Annotated in this window: 13 protein-coding genes and 1 pseudogene; 12 read left to right on the top strand and 2 right to left on the bottom strand. The window is 60.2% G+C overall.

Features of this window, described 5'->3' with window-relative positions:
* Positions 1-112 precede the first annotated feature (112 nt).
* Positions 113-1,102 carry an arabinose ABC transporter substrate-binding protein gene (locus GRH90_RS10210; RefSeq protein ID WP_162365831.1) on the bottom strand — a complete coding sequence of 330 codons (990 nt, stop codon included), beginning with the start codon at positions 1,100-1,102 and terminating at the stop codon, positions 113-115.
* Positions 1,103-1,479: 377 nt separating this feature from the next.
* Here GRH90_RS10210 and GRH90_RS10205 point away from each other — a divergent pair, with 377 nt between their 5' ends.
* From GRH90_RS10205 to gstA, 12 genes and pseudogenes are all read left to right on the top strand, one after another.
* Positions 1,480-3,165 (top strand): ribulokinase, encoded by a 1,686-nt coding sequence (locus GRH90_RS10205; protein ID WP_162365830.1) that lies wholly within the window; start codon positions 1,480-1,482, stop codon positions 3,163-3,165.
* Positions 3,166-3,238: 73 nt separating this feature from the next.
* Positions 3,239-4,744, top strand: a complete 1,506-nt coding sequence (gene araA, locus GRH90_RS10200) for an L-arabinose isomerase (RefSeq protein WP_162365829.1) — start codon at positions 3,239-3,241, stop codon at positions 4,742-4,744.
* A gap of 190 nt (positions 4,745-4,934) precedes the next feature.
* A complete protein-coding gene (gene ydgT / locus GRH90_RS10195; RefSeq protein ID WP_162365828.1) occupies positions 4,935-5,150 on the top strand; it encodes a transcription modulator YdgT in 216 nt (71 codons plus the stop codon).
* A gap of 5 nt (positions 5,151-5,155) precedes the next feature.
* Positions 5,156-5,599: a DUF2569 domain-containing protein gene (locus GRH90_RS10190; protein ID WP_162365934.1), complete on the top strand. Its 444-nt coding sequence runs from the start codon at positions 5,156-5,158 to the stop codon at positions 5,597-5,599.
* A gap of 112 nt (positions 5,600-5,711) precedes the next feature.
* A complete protein-coding gene (rsxA, locus tag GRH90_RS10185; protein ID WP_162365827.1) occupies positions 5,712-6,293 on the top strand; it encodes an electron transport complex subunit RsxA in 582 nt (193 codons plus the stop codon).
* Positions 6,293-6,871 (top strand): electron transport complex subunit RsxB, encoded by a 579-nt coding sequence (gene rsxB / locus GRH90_RS10180; protein ID WP_162365826.1) that lies wholly within the window; start codon positions 6,293-6,295, stop codon positions 6,869-6,871. The genes rsxA and rsxB overlap by 1 nt, the downstream gene beginning before the upstream one ends.
* Positions 6,864-8,582: pseudogene (gene rsxC, locus GRH90_RS10175) on the top strand (electron transport complex subunit RsxC); the annotation flags it as partial. The gene rsxB and the pseudogene rsxC, both read left to right, overlap by 8 nt.
* A 15-nt stretch (positions 8,583-8,597) precedes the next feature.
* Complete coding sequence (gene rsxD / locus GRH90_RS10170) at positions 8,598-9,650, top strand: electron transport complex subunit RsxD (RefSeq protein ID WP_162365824.1); 1,053 nt, start codon at positions 8,598-8,600, stop codon at positions 9,648-9,650.
* Positions 9,651-9,660: 10 nt separating this feature from the next.
* The gene (rsxG, locus tag GRH90_RS10165) at positions 9,661-10,296 is read left to right on the top strand and encodes an electron transport complex subunit RsxG (RefSeq protein WP_162365823.1); all 636 of its coding nucleotides are present in this window, start codon (positions 9,661-9,663) and stop codon (positions 10,294-10,296) included.
* Positions 10,289-10,981 carry an electron transport complex subunit E gene (locus GRH90_RS10160; RefSeq protein ID WP_162365822.1) on the top strand — a complete coding sequence of 231 codons (693 nt, stop codon included), beginning with the start codon at positions 10,289-10,291 and terminating at the stop codon, positions 10,979-10,981. The genes rsxG and GRH90_RS10160 overlap by 8 nt, the downstream gene beginning before the upstream one ends.
* 4 nt (positions 10,982-10,985) lie before the next feature.
* On the top strand, positions 10,986-11,621 hold the full coding sequence (gene nth / locus GRH90_RS10155) for an endonuclease III (RefSeq protein ID WP_162365821.1): 636 nt from the start codon (positions 10,986-10,988) through the stop codon (positions 11,619-11,621).
* 108 nt (positions 11,622-11,729) lie between these two features.
* A complete protein-coding gene (gstA, locus tag GRH90_RS10150) occupies positions 11,730-12,335 on the top strand; it encodes a glutathione transferase GstA (RefSeq protein WP_162365820.1) in 606 nt (201 codons plus the stop codon).
* Positions 12,336-12,365: 30 nt separating this feature from the next.
* Here the strand turns inward: gstA and pdxY are convergent, their stop codons facing one another.
* Complete coding sequence (gene pdxY / locus GRH90_RS10145; RefSeq protein ID WP_162365819.1) at positions 12,366-13,229, bottom strand: pyridoxal kinase PdxY; 864 nt, start codon at positions 13,227-13,229, stop codon at positions 12,366-12,368.
* Positions 13,230-13,234 lie beyond the last annotated feature (5 nt).

The raw sequence follows: 13,234 nt of genomic DNA, 5'->3' as shown, positions 1-13,234 counted from the left end.
CCCGCCACGGTAACCATCAGGGGTTTTGGCTGACACGTACACATCCTCTTGATGAATGACATCGTCATGGACAGGGACGGCGCCTGGCCGTCCCGGGAAACAGGCGCCGCGGTTATTTACCGCCCAGCCCTTTTTTCGCCAATTCTTCTTTAAAGTTGTCGCGGGTAATGACCACCACGTCGGTCACTTCGGTGAACTTAGGCGGTTCCACGCCTTTGGTTACCCAGTCATTCAGCATCTGGATGCTTTTGTAGCCGTGCACATCGGGGCTTGGCAGCAGCGAACCGTAGAAACCGGTGGCATTGGCTTTGGAGAGTTCGCTTACCGCGTCCACGCCGTTGATGCCGATACCGATAACGTTAGGCGCCTTGAAGCCCTGGCCTTCGGTGGCGCGCACGCCGCCGAGCACGGTATTGTCGTTCATGCCGATGATCAGCCAGTTTTTCACGCCGGAATGCTGTACCAGCAACGAGTTGGCGGCGTCAAAGGCGCCGGGGATATCATTGGATTTGGTCGGTACTTTATAGATTTGTTTTTCCGGGAAGCCGGCGGCCTTCAAGGCGTCCATCGAGCCGGTGGTACGACGGCGCGCGGTATCGAGTTCATCGGCGGTGATGGCCATGACGCCGGTGTCGGCGACATTCCAGCCGCGTTTGTTCATTTCCTTCCACAGTTCCTGGCCCTGGCGTTCGCCTATTTTCGTGGCCGCCATCATCACCAGGGGAACGGTGTCCATAGGTTTGCCTTTGGCGGTGACGAACTGGTCGTCCACGGCGATGACCTTCATATCATAGCTACGGGCTTTGGCGACAATGGCCGAGCCCAGTTTCGGATCCGGGGTACAGATAACAAAGCCTTTGGCGCCGCTTGCCGCCAGGCTGTCGATGGCGTTAAGGGTTTTTTCGCCATCGGGCACGGCAATTTTAATCACATCAAATCCCAGGTCCTTGCCGGCTTTATCGGCAAAACGCCATTCGGTCTGGAACCAGGGTTCCTCCGGCTGTTTGACCAGAAAACCCAGTTTCAGGTTTTCCGCCATAGCCGATTGAGACATAACGGCAGCCAATCCGATTGCCGCCAGTGCCTTAGTGAATTTATGCATGTAACTCTCCGGTATTTTTTATCGCCCCGCCTCGAAATGCTGAAGCGTGTAAGCGTTATCAGTCGGGAAGATGATTCCGCTCTGTTCGGCTAAGCGGCGGATTTATCGCCGTTCATTCGACCAGGCCCTTTGGACGGGAGTAGTTTTAGCGTTAATGTGTTACTAAAATGTAGAGCGTTATCACAGTTCTCAATTACAGCTGTTTTGTGCATAGATACAGCAAATTTCACCTCCCTGTAACTTTTTGAGCACCATCACATTTCAGTCATCCGCGACAGGAATGTGCATACTTCCAGCCAACCGCTCCTCACGGCCCGCCGAAATCCACCTTATGGTTGTGCTCATCATCCGTTTTCGGGTTAACAGGAGAGAACAGCATGACTGAAGAGGCCATCAGCCTCGGGCTTGATTTCGGCAGCGACTCGGTACGCGCCCTGGCGGTTGGATGCCAAAGCGGTAAAGAGCTGGCGACCGAGGTGGTCTGGTACCCGCGGTGGCGCGAGGGCCAGTACTGCAAACCCGCGCACAATCAATTCCGCCATCATCCCAATGATTATCTCGAATCCATGGAACAGGCGATCCGCGCCGTGGTTGCCGCGCTGTCCCCGGCCCAGCGCCGGCAAATCGCCGGCATCGGCGTCGACACCACGGGCAGCACCCCCGCCCCTATCGATGATGAAGGCCGGGTGCTGGCGCTGCGGCCGGAATTTGCCGATAATCCGAACGCCATGTTTATCCTGTGGAAAGACCATACCTCCATAGAGGAAGCCGAGGCCATCAACCAACTGTGCCATGACGGCGCCCACCCGGATTACACGCGCTATATCGGCGGCGTCTATTCATCGGAATGGTTCTGGGCCAAAATCCTGCATATAACCCGCCAGGATGTCCAGGTGCGGCAACAGGCGGTTTCCTGGATAGAGCTTTGCGACTGGATCCCCGCCGTGATGTCCGGCACGACCCGACCACGGGATATCAAACGGGGGCGCTGCGCCGCCGGCCACAAGTCCCTGTGGCATCCCGACTGGGGCGGCGTACCGCCAAAAGACTTTCTCCACGCCCTCGATCCGGTGCTGACCGAGCATTTACAATACCCGTTATTTACCGATACCTATACCGCCGAAGTACCGGTCGGCCGCATCACGGCCGAATGGGCGCGCAAGCTCGGCCTGCCGGAGACCGTCACCATCGCCGGCGGCGCCTTTGACTGCCATATCGGCGCGGTGGGCGCCGGCGCGCAGCCCTATACCTTGGTGAAAGTCATCGGCACCTCCACCTGCGACATCCTGATTGCCGACGAACAGCGGGTGGGCGCACGCACCATTGCCGGCATTTGCGGCCAGGTGGACGGCAGCGTGGTGCCGGGCTTTACCGGCCTGGAAGCCGGCCAATCCGCCTTTGGCGATATCTACGCCTGGTTCGGCCGCCTGCTGGGCTGGCCGCTGAAACAGGCGGTGCAACAAAACCCGGCGCTGAAACCCGCGCTTGACGCTATCCAGGACCAGATGCTCACCGCGCTGGCGCAAGCCTGGGTCAAAGAACCGTCGCTTGAGCACCTGCCGGTGGTGCTGGACTGGTTCAACGGCAGACGTACCCCCTATGCCAATCAGCGGCTGCAGGGCGTGATCTCCGGCCTCAATTTGGGCACCGACGCGCCCGCGCTGTTCGGCGGCCTGATAGCGGCCACCGCCTTCGGCGCGCGCGCCATTATGGAATGTTTTGAAACGCAGGGCATCCCGGTGGAAAACGTACTGGTGCTCGGCGGCATCGCCCGCAAATCGCCGGTGATCATGCAGGTCTGCGCGGACGTGATGAATCGTCCGCTGCAGTTGGTGGCATCCGATCAGTGCTGTGCGCTGGGCGCGGCCATTTTCGGCGCCGTGGCCGCCGGGGTTCATGCGGATATTGCCGGCGCGCAACGGTCCATGGCCAGCCGGATCGAACGCACCCTGCAGCCGGACCCGGCCAGGGTGGAACAGTTCCAGCGGCTTTATCAACGCTACCAACAGTGGGGCACGCTTGCCGAACCGGCCTACGCCGCGGCAACGCCCGCCGGCTTATAGTCAACAAACCGCCGGGCGGCGCGTCCAGCGCCTGCCCGGCACCTCCCTTTGACGGAGACGCACAGGAGTCATCATGGATAATTTTCAGCAGCACGAAGTCTGGTTTGTCATCGGCAGTCAGCATCTCTACGGCCCGGAAACCCTGCGCCAGGTAGCCGACCATGCCCAAACGGTGGTCAATGGCCTGAACGGCGAAGCCGGCCTGCCGGTAAAACTGGTGCTTAAACCTTTGGTCAAATCTCCCGATGAGATTCTCGCGCTGTGTCGTGAAGCCAATTACAACACCCGCTGTATCGGCCTGTTGACCTGGCTGCATACGTTTTCACCCGCCAAGATGTGGATTGGCGGCCTGAGCATCCTTAACAAGCCCCTGCTGCAGTTCCATACCCAATATAATGCGCAAATCCCATGGGAAACCATGGATATGGACTTTATGAACCTTAACCAGACCGCCCACGGCGGCCGTGAGTTCGGTTTCATCGGCGCGCGCATGCACCTGAATCACCAGGTGGTGGTCGGCCACTGGCAGGACAAGAAGGCGCACCACACCATCGCCAAATGGATGCGCGCCGCGGCCGCTAAACAGGAAAGCCAGCAGCTGATCGTCGCTCGTTTCGGCGACAACATGCGTGAAGTGGCGGTCACCGAAGGCAACAAGGTCGGCGCCCAGATCCAGTTTGGTTACTCAGTGGCGGCTTACGGCCTGGGCGATCTGGTCAGCGTGGTGAACGAGGTGTCCAAAGGGGATATCGATACCCTGGTGGAAGAATATGAAGCCTCCTATATCCTGACCGATAAAATCAAGGTCAACGGCGAAAAGCGCGAAAACCTACTGGACGCCGCGCGCATAGAACTGGGGCTGAAACGTTTCCTTGAACAGGTCGGCGCCAAGGCCTTTACCTCCAATTTTGAAAATCTGCACGGACTGAAACAGCTGCCGGGCCTGGCGGTACAGCGCCTGATGCAGCAGGGTTATGGATTTGGCGGCGAAGGCGACTGGAAAACCGCCGCGCTGCTGCGCATCCTGAAGGTCATGGCCAGCGGCCTGCCGGGCGGCACCTCTTTTATGGAAGATTACACCTACAACTTCCAGCCGGATAACAACCTGGCCCTCGGCTCGCATATGCTGGAAGTGTGCCCGAGCATCGCCAGGGAAGAAAAACCGACGCTGGACGTGCAATTCCTGGGCATCGGCGGCAAGGCCGATCCGGCCCGCCTGCTGTTCTCCACCCCGGCCGGCCAGGCGGTAAACGCGTCGGTTATCGATATGGGCGATCGTTTCCGCATGCTGGTCAACGTCGTGGACACCATCGAACAACCGCAGCCGTTGCCTAAACTGCCGGTCGCCCGCGCGGTGTGGAAAGCGCAGCCTTCGCTTGAAGTGGCGGCCGAAGCCTGGATCCTGGCGGGCGGCGCGCACCACACGGTGTTTAGCCAGGCGCTGGATCTCGACCATATCCGGCTGTATGCCGAAATGCATAATATCGAACTGCTGGTGATCGACAACGACACCCGCATCCCGGCATTCAAGGAGGCATTGCGCTGGAACGAACTGTATTACAAGCTCTGCGCTAAATAACCCGCATGCGGGCAAGGCGCGCATTAAAAGCGCGCCAGCGCTGAAGCAAAAGCCGGCCGAGGTTTAACAAAAAACGTAACAATGGCGCCTTCCCGTTACGTTTTTTCGTTTTTAACCAAGGAATATCTAGACACCCCCACGGCACTGAATATACTACTTTGCTATAATTTCATTCCCTGAACGCCCAATCATGACGACATACGAGTATTTATTAACATTTCGCCGGGTCAATACGCCGGAAAGCCTGGAAAAATTGTTCGATCACCTGAATTATTCGCTGGCCGACGACGCCGAAATCGTCAACATGTACCGCGCGGCGGATCACCGCCGGGCAGAACTGGTCTCCGGCGGACGTTTGTTTGATTTGGGCCAGGTGCCGAAGTCGGTCTGGCGGTACGTCGTTTGAGCCATATCAACGCCGCGCCCAACCCGGCCCCGCGCATCGGCGGCTGGCTATGGCTCCCGGCGGCCTACCTGATCCTGGCCCTGCTCGGCGCCAGCATGATGACCGTGATCTTCCTGCTGGCCCTGCTGCAACGCCCCTCGGCCGACAGCGCCACGATCGAATCGATCTTTACCCTGCAATGGTACGCGTCGATGGCCACCACGCTGGCGATGTGGTGCTTCACCTTCTGGACGCTGCGTTTACTGCTCAGGCGCTCGGTCCGTTTTCCCAAGGTGTTTATCCTCTGGCTGCTGGCGGGCATACTGCTGGCGCTCAAGGCCTTCGCCTTTTCGCCGGTCACCGACGAACTGGCCCTGCGCATCCTGTTTTGGCCGCTGCTGGCCGCGGCCACGATGGTGCCCTATATCAAGCGCTCGCGCCGGGTTAAAAGTACCTTTATCCAGCCCTGATATTGCCGCGATTGACGGTATCGGCCCGCCGCTAATAACCCTACAATTACTATGTTGTTGAATCGCACCCGATGCCGGATAATACGTCGCTTCTTTTTATATAGGTATGGCAATGAATGGTTACCTGTTACTGTTTATCGGCACCATGCTGGTAAATAATTTCGTCCTGGTTAAATTTCTCGGGCTTTGCCCTTTTATGGGTGTGTCCAAAAAACTGGAAACGGCGATGGGTATGGGCATGGCAACCACCTTCGTCATGACGCTCGCGTCGATTTTTTCCTGGCTGATCAACGATTTTATCCTGCTGCCGCTCGATCTTACCTATCTGCGCACCTTATCGTTTATCTTCATCATCGCGGTGGTGGTGCAGTTCACCGAAGTAGTGGTGCGTAAAACCAGCCCTTCGCTGTATCGCCTGCTGGGGATTTTCCTGCCGCTTATCACCACCAACTGCGCGGTGCTGGGCGTCGCGCTGCTTAACGTCAATCTCAACCACAATTTCCTGCAGTCCGCCGTCTACGGTTTCAGCGCGGCGGCGGGGTTTTCGCTGGTCATGGTCCTGTTTGCCGCCATCCGCGAACGCCTGGCGGTGGCCGATGTGCCGGCGCCCTTTAAAGGATCATCCATCGCCCTGGTCACCGCCGGGCTGATGTCGCTGGCTTTTATGGGCTTTACCGGACTGGTAAAATTCTGATGCTGTCTTTATGGTGGGCTATCGGTTCCCTGAGCGCCATGGCATTAGTGGCGGGCGCGCTGCTGGGTTACGCCGCGCGCCGCTTCAAGGTGGAAGGCGACCCGCTGGCCGGGCAAATCGACGCCCTGCTGCCGCAAAGCCAATGCGCCCAGTGTGGTTATCCCGGTTGCCGCCCTTACGCCGAGGCGGTGGCGGGCCAGGGCGAAAAAATCAATAAATGCGTGCCGGGCGGCGAGCAGGCCATGCTCAAGATTGCCGCCCTGATGAATATCGACCCCCAGCCCCTGGGCGACGACGGGGCCGCGGCCCAGCCGGTGGCCACGGTGGCCTGGATTGATGAAGGCAACTGCATCGGCTGCACCAAGTGTATCCAGGCCTGCCCGGTGGACGCTATTATCGGCGCGACCCGGGCGGTGCATACCGTGGTTAGCGATCTGTGCACCGGCTGCGATCTCTGCGTCGCCCCGTGCCCGACCAATTGTATCGAAATGCGGCCGGTAGCGATGTCCACCGAGAACTGGAAGTGGGATCTTAATACCATACCGGTGCGGCTGATCCCGATGGAGCAACATGTTTAAGTTATTCGCCTCCCGGCGCTCAGGCCGCATCTGGGATTTCAGCGGCGGCATCTATCCGCCTGAAATGAAAACCCGGTCAAACGGCGTGCCGCTGCGCCGTCCGCCCCTGGCGGAAAAATTCATCATCCCGCTCAAGCAGCACCTGGGCCCCGAGGGCGAACTGTGCGTCACCGCGGGCGATCGCGTGCTGCGCGGGCAACCCCTTACCGAAGGACGCGGCCGCACCCTCCCGGTACACGCGCCGACCTCGGGGACAGTACAGGCGATTGCGCCCCATATCACCGCCCATCCGTCGGCGCTGGCGGAACTGAGCGTCATACTCCTGCCCGACGGCGAGGACCGTTGGTGCCAGCGCCAGCCCGAGTCGGATTACCGGCAACGGGATGCCGGCTATTTACTTAACCGCATCCACCAGGCCGGCATTGCCGGACTGGGGGGCGCCGGTTTTCCCACCGCAGCTAAACTCCAGGGCGGACTCGGCGCGATCAACACCCTGATTATCAACGCCGCCGAATGCGAACCCTATATCACCGCCGACGATCGGCTGATGCAGGAGCAGGCGCGGCAGATAGTCGACGGCATTGATGTGCTGGTCCATATCCTGCGCCCCGACCGGGTAATCATCGGCATCGAGGACAATAAGCCGGCCGCCGCAAAGGCGCTGGCCGCGGCCATCGATGCCGGCACCGGGTACCAGCTGCGCGTGGTCCCGACCAAATACCCTTCCGGGGGCGCCAAACAGTTAACCAAAATACTGACCGGCCGGGAAGTGCCGTTCGGCCGCCATTCCGCCGCCATCGGCATTGTCATGCTCAATGTCGGCACCGTATTCGCCATCAAACGGGCCATCATCGACGGCGAGCCGCTCACCGAGCGGGTGGTGACGCTGACCGGCGACGCGCTCTCGCGACCGGGCAACGTTTGGGGTCGCCTGGGCACCCCGGTCAGCCATCTGCTGCGCGACGCCGGTTTCACCCCGGAGCCGGAGCAATTGGTGATCATGGGCGGGCCGCTGATGGGATTTACCCTGCCGGCGCTGGATGTGCCGATCGTCAAGATCAGCAACTGCGTCATGGCCCCCTCCGGCGCGGAGGTGGGCAAGCCGGCGCCGGAGCAATCCTGCATCCGCTGCAGCCTGTGCGCGGATGCCTGTCCGGCCGGCCTGCTGCCCCAGCAGCTCTATTGGTTCAGCCGGGGACAAGAACACGAAAAAGCCCGCGGCCATCATCTGGCGGACTGCATCGAATGCGGTGCCTGCGCCTACGTCTGTCCCAGCAATATTCCGCTGGTGCGTTATTACCGACAGGAAAAGGCCGAGATCCGCGCATTGGATCTGGATGCGGCGCGCGCGCAGGCGGCCAAGGCGCGCTTCGAGGCCAAGCAGGCGCGGCGCGAACGGGAAAAACTGGCCCGGGAAGCCCGTCACAGCCAGGCGGCGGTCCGGCTAGACGCGCGGGATGAGCCGATGATCAAGGCTGCGCTTGGCGCGTTGCCTGTTACCGATGCCGGTCATGCTGCTCCGGCCCCGGCGTCAGTGGCGGCGACGCCAGACCCCCTCGCCATGGCCGCCTTGCCCGCGTTGGGTTCGCCGGCGACGCCGCTGGAATCCCTTGCCGATGACAGGGAAGCGCCGGATCCGCGCAAAGCCGCCGTGGCTGCCGCCATTGCCAGGGTCAAGGCCCGCAAGGCCGTCGCCGGGGCAACCACAGAGTTACACGAGGAATAAATGGCTTTCAGGATCGCAAGTTCCCCCTTTACCCACAACCGGCAAAGCACCCGGCACATTATGCTGCAGGTGATTGCGGCCTGCCTGCCGGGGCTGCTGGCCCTGGTCTACTTCTTCGGCTATGGCACCCTGATCCAGATTGGACTTGCGGCGCTTACCGCCCTGCTTGCCGAGGCGGCAATCGTCAGACTGCGCCGCCAGCCGGTAGCGCCCAGGCTCGCCGACAACTCCGCGCTGCTCACCGCGCTGCTGCTGGGGCTGAGCCTGCCGCCGCTGGCGCCCTGGTGGATGATCGTGCTGGCGACGGCGTTTGCCATCATCATCGCCAAGCAGTTATATGGCGGGCTGGGGCAAAATCCGTTTAACCCGGCCATGGTGGGGTATGTGGTACTGCTGATTTCTTTCCCGGTGCAAATGACCAGTTGGCTGCCGGACGCGGCGCTGCGGCTGCATCCGGCCTCGTTGACGGATACCCTGTGGCTGATATTTTCCGGCCACGCCCAGGGCGGTTTGGATCCGCAGCAGCTGCGCGCCGGGTTCGACGGCCTGACCCAGGCGACGCCGCTGGATAATTTTAAAACCGGACTACGCGGCGGAATGGACGCGGATACGCTGTTTAGCCAACCGCTGTATAACGGTTTAATGGCCGGATTGGGCTGGCAGTGGGTTAACCTTGGCTTTCTGGCCGGCGGCCTCTACCTGCTGTGGCGCAAGGTGATCAACTGGCATATTCCCGTCAGTTTCCTGGCGGTGTTAATCCTGTGCGCCACCCTTGGGTGGCTGCTGGATCCGCGCACCTGCGCCCCGCCGCCACTGCACCTGTTTTCCGGGGCCACCATGCTCGGCGCTTTTTTTATCGCCACCGATCCGGTTACCGCCTCCACGACCGACAAAGGCCGGTTGATCTTCGGCGCCCTGATTGGCCTGTTAACCTGGCTTATCCGCACCTATGGCGGTTATCCTGAAGGAATGGCCTTTGCGGTATTGCTGGCCAATATCTGCGTGCCGCTGATCGATTATTTTACGCAGCCCCGCGTCTACGGCCATCATTGAGGAGCGACCGATGTTCAGGATGATGCGAAAGCACGGCATTACCTTGGCGCTGTTCGCCGCCCTCACCACCGGCCTGACGGCGCTGGTGCACGCGCTGACCGAACCTACCATCGCACGGCAGGCGGTGTTCCAGCAACAGCAGTTATTGGACCAGGTGGTACCGCCGGAGCTGCATGACAATGATATGCTGGGCGAATGCTATCTGGTGGTTGACGCGTCGCTGGGCAACGCGCATCCGCACCGCGTGTACGTGGCGCGCAAGAACGGCCGCCCGGTGGCCGCCGCCATCGAAGCCACCGCGCCCGACGGCTACTCCGGCTCCATACAACTTTTGATCGGCGCCGACTTTGCCGGCAATGTCCTGGGCACGCGCGTCACCGAACATCATGAAACGCCGGGACTGGGAGATAAAATCGAACTGCGTATTTCCGATTGGATCACCCATTTCAGCGGCAAGACGCTGGAATCGCCGGATGATAAAAACTGGGCGGTAAAAAAAGACGGCGGACAGTTTGATCAGTTTACCGGCGCCACCATTACCCCGCGCGCCGTGGTAAACGCGGTGAAACGCACCGCCGGTTACCTGAAGATGATGCCGGGTGAAATCGACAACCTGCCCCGCTGCGGAGATAACGCCGATGAGTGAAGCCAAACGATTACTGCGCCAGGGGCTGTGGACCAATAACTCCGCCCTGGTACAATTATTGGGGCTGTGCCCCCTGCTGGCGGTGTCCAATACCCTGACCAACGCGCTGGGGCTGGGACTGGCCACCACCCTGGTGCTGGCCTGCACCAACGCCTGGATTTCCGCGTTCCGCCGCTGGGTGCCGGCGGAAATCCGCATCCCAATCTATGTGATGATCATCGCCGCCGTGGTGTCCATCGTGCAGATGCTGATGAATGCCTACGCCTTCGGCCTGTACCAGTCCCTGGGGATATTTATTCCGTTAATCGTCACCAACTGTATCGTGGTCGGCCGGGCGGAAGCCTACGCCTCGCGCAATCCGGTGGTTCTGTCGGCGCTGGACGGCGCGGCCATGGGGCTGGGCGCGACCTGCGCACTGCTGGTGCTTGGCGCCGCCCGCGAGGTCCTGGGCAACGGCACATTGTTCGACGGCGCGGATCAGCTGCTGGGCGGCTGGGCCAAATCACTGCGCATCGAAGTATTCCATCCGGACAGTCCTTTTTTACTGGCGATGCTGCCGCCGGGCGCGTTTATCGGCCTGGGTTTTATGCTGGCCGGCAAGCACCTAATTGACCAGCGGATAACAACCCGACAACGGCAACGGGCAACTGACGGGTTAATCACCACCGGCGAAGGACAGGCTTAACATCATGAATAAAACCCGGCGATTGGCGATTCTCAGCCGCCTGCGCGCAAACGATCCCAATCCGACCACCGAGCTGGTTTATACCACACCGTTTGAACTGTTAATCGCGGTGCTGCTGTCGGCGCAGGCAACCGACGTCAGCGTTAACAAGGCCACGGTAAAACTGTTCCCGGTGGCCAATACCCCAGCAGCCATGCTGTCGCTCGGGGTGGAAGGCGTCAAAGGTTATATAAAATCCATCGGCTTGTTCAACAGCAAAGCGGAAAACATCATCAAGACCTGCCGGATGCTGCTGGACCATCACCACGGCGAGGTGCCGCAAGACCGGGCAGCCCTGGAAGCCTTGCCCGGCGTCGGCCGCAAAACCGCCAATGTAGTGCTCAACACCGCCTTCGGCTGGCCGACCATTGCGGTCGATACCCATATCTTCCGCGTGTGCAACCGGACCCATTTCGCCCCCGGCAAGAACGTCGAGGCGGTAGAGCAGAAATTACTGCAGGTGGTGCCGAAGGAATTTGCCGTTAACTGCCACCACTGGCTGATCCTGCACGGCAGGTATACCTGTATCGCCCGCAAACCCCGCTGCGGCTCTTGCCTGATTGAAGACCTGTGCGAATATAAAGAGAAGGTGTACGGCTAACATGCCTAAATCACCCGGAAGCTATCTTGCCGTCATGGTTAAACGTATCCTGTCATGATGAAATGTCATCGTTCATCACACCCGGCCTTTCCCGTTAAGGAGTGTCCCATGAAACTTTTTTACAAGCCCGGCGCCAGTTCGCTCACCGTGCATATCGCACTACGTGAGGCGGGACTGGACTTTACGATTGAAAAAGTAGATTTGGCGAGCCAAAAGACCGAACATGGGCAGGATTACCGCGTCATCAACCCCAAGGGACAGGTGCCGGCGCTGCTGCTCGATGACGGCACGGTGCTTACCGAAGTGGTGGCCATCGTCCAATACCTGGCGGATTTGGTGCCGGATCGCCATCTGATCCCCGCCGCGGGCACCCTTTCCCGTTACCAGGCGATGGAGTGGCTTAACTATGTCGGCAGCGAGATGCATAAGAGCCTGGGCCCGTTGCTGGAACCCGCTACGCCTGAGGATTACAAAGTCCAGCTGCGCGAACAGATGGAAACCAAATTACGCTATCTGGACCGGGAGCTGGCCGATGGGGATTACCTGCTCGGTACCCGCTTCACGGTGGCGGATGCCTACCTGTTCACCATGCTGACCTGGGCGTACGCGCTGAAGTTCGATTTACCGGCGACGCCGGCGGTAGCGCGCTATTTGAAACGGGTGGCGGCGCGCCCCACGGTGGATGCGGCGCTGGCGGCGGAAGGATTGAAATAAGCCCTGCGCCGCGCCGCCGGCCCGCATGGGCTATTTGATCTCCTTGGCCGGGAAATGATGCTGCGGCAGGGCTATCTGATCCTGCGCCGCCACCACCTGCAGTTCATATTCATCCATCTCTTTGGTCAGCTTCATGACTTCGTACACCGCGGCGGTAACGTGCTCCAGCGCCTTGGCCGGCGATAGCCCCTTGAGCAAATTAACCAACAGCAGCCCGCTGGTTAAATCACCGACGCCGACCGGCTGGCGATCGCCAAAATCCACCAGAGGACGGCTGGTGTGCCAGGCCTGGTCCTTGGTCACCAGCAGCATTTCAAAATTATTCCTATCATAACCGGCGTAGCTCAGGTATTTCACCAGCACCATTTTCGGCCCCTGGGCGCACAGCTCGCGGGCGGTGGCGATGGCTTCATCGATGGAATTGACCGCGTGGCCGCCGAGCTGCTCCAGCTCCAGCAGGTTGGGCGCAATGATATCGGCGCTGGGCAGCCCGCGCTTGCAATGGAATTCCGCCACGCCCGGGGCCACGATACAGCCCTTTTCCGGATGCCCCATTACCGGGTCGAGAAAATACCAGGCGTCGGGATTAGCCGCTTTCACCTGGCGCACAATCTCCAGGATATGCTCGCCCTGCTCGGGCGCGCCGATATAACCGCTCAGCACCGCGTCGCAATTTTTCAGCTGATCCACGGCGGCGATACCTTTTACGATCTCGGTTAAATGCGCGGCGGGCATCACGCATCCGGTCCAGTGACCGTACTGCGTATGATTGGAAAACTGGACGGTATTCAGCGGCCAGACATTGACCCCCATGCGGCGCATGGGGAAAACCGCCGCGCTATTACCCGCATGCCCGAAAACCACGTGGGATTGGATAGACAGAATATTCTTCATCAGGA

Origin of the sequence: Acerihabitans arboris, assembly GCF_010131535.1 — a bacterium.
GTDB lineage: Bacteria > Pseudomonadota > Gammaproteobacteria > Enterobacterales > Enterobacteriaceae > Acerihabitans > Acerihabitans arboris.
The sequence above is the reverse complement of the archived record's forward strand: the minus strand, read 5'-3'. Positions and strand labels throughout refer to the sequence as shown.

Excerpts from the sequence above, each read along its gene's own strand:
- GRH90_RS10210 (WP_162365831.1), bottom strand. The coding sequence starts at position 1,102 with ATGCATAAATTCACTAAGGCACTGGCGGCAATCGGATTGGCTGCCGTT.
- GRH90_RS10205 (WP_162365830.1), top strand. The coding sequence starts at position 1,480 with ATGACTGAAGAGGCCATCAGCCTCGGGCTTGATTTCGGCAGCGACTCG.
- araA (WP_162365829.1), top strand. The coding sequence starts at position 3,239 with ATGGATAATTTTCAGCAGCACGAAGTCTGGTTTGTCATCGGCAGTCAG.
- ydgT (WP_162365828.1), top strand. The coding sequence starts at position 4,935 with ATGACGACATACGAGTATTTATTAACATTTCGCCGGGTCAATACGCCG.
- rsxA (WP_162365827.1), top strand. The coding sequence starts at position 5,712 with ATGAATGGTTACCTGTTACTGTTTATCGGCACCATGCTGGTAAATAAT.
- rsxB (WP_162365826.1), top strand. The coding sequence starts at position 6,293 with ATGCTGTCTTTATGGTGGGCTATCGGTTCCCTGAGCGCCATGGCATTA.
- rsxD (WP_162365824.1), top strand. The coding sequence starts at position 8,598 with ATGGCTTTCAGGATCGCAAGTTCCCCCTTTACCCACAACCGGCAAAGC.
- rsxG (WP_162365823.1), top strand. The coding sequence starts at position 9,661 with ATGTTCAGGATGATGCGAAAGCACGGCATTACCTTGGCGCTGTTCGCC.
- GRH90_RS10160 (WP_162365822.1), top strand. The coding sequence starts at position 10,289 with ATGAGTGAAGCCAAACGATTACTGCGCCAGGGGCTGTGGACCAATAAC.
- nth (WP_162365821.1), top strand. The coding sequence starts at position 10,986 with ATGAATAAAACCCGGCGATTGGCGATTCTCAGCCGCCTGCGCGCAAAC.
- gstA (WP_162365820.1), top strand. The coding sequence starts at position 11,730 with ATGAAACTTTTTTACAAGCCCGGCGCCAGTTCGCTCACCGTGCATATC.
- pdxY (WP_162365819.1), bottom strand. The coding sequence starts at position 13,229 with ATGAAGAATATTCTGTCTATCCAATCCCACGTGGTTTTCGGGCATGCG.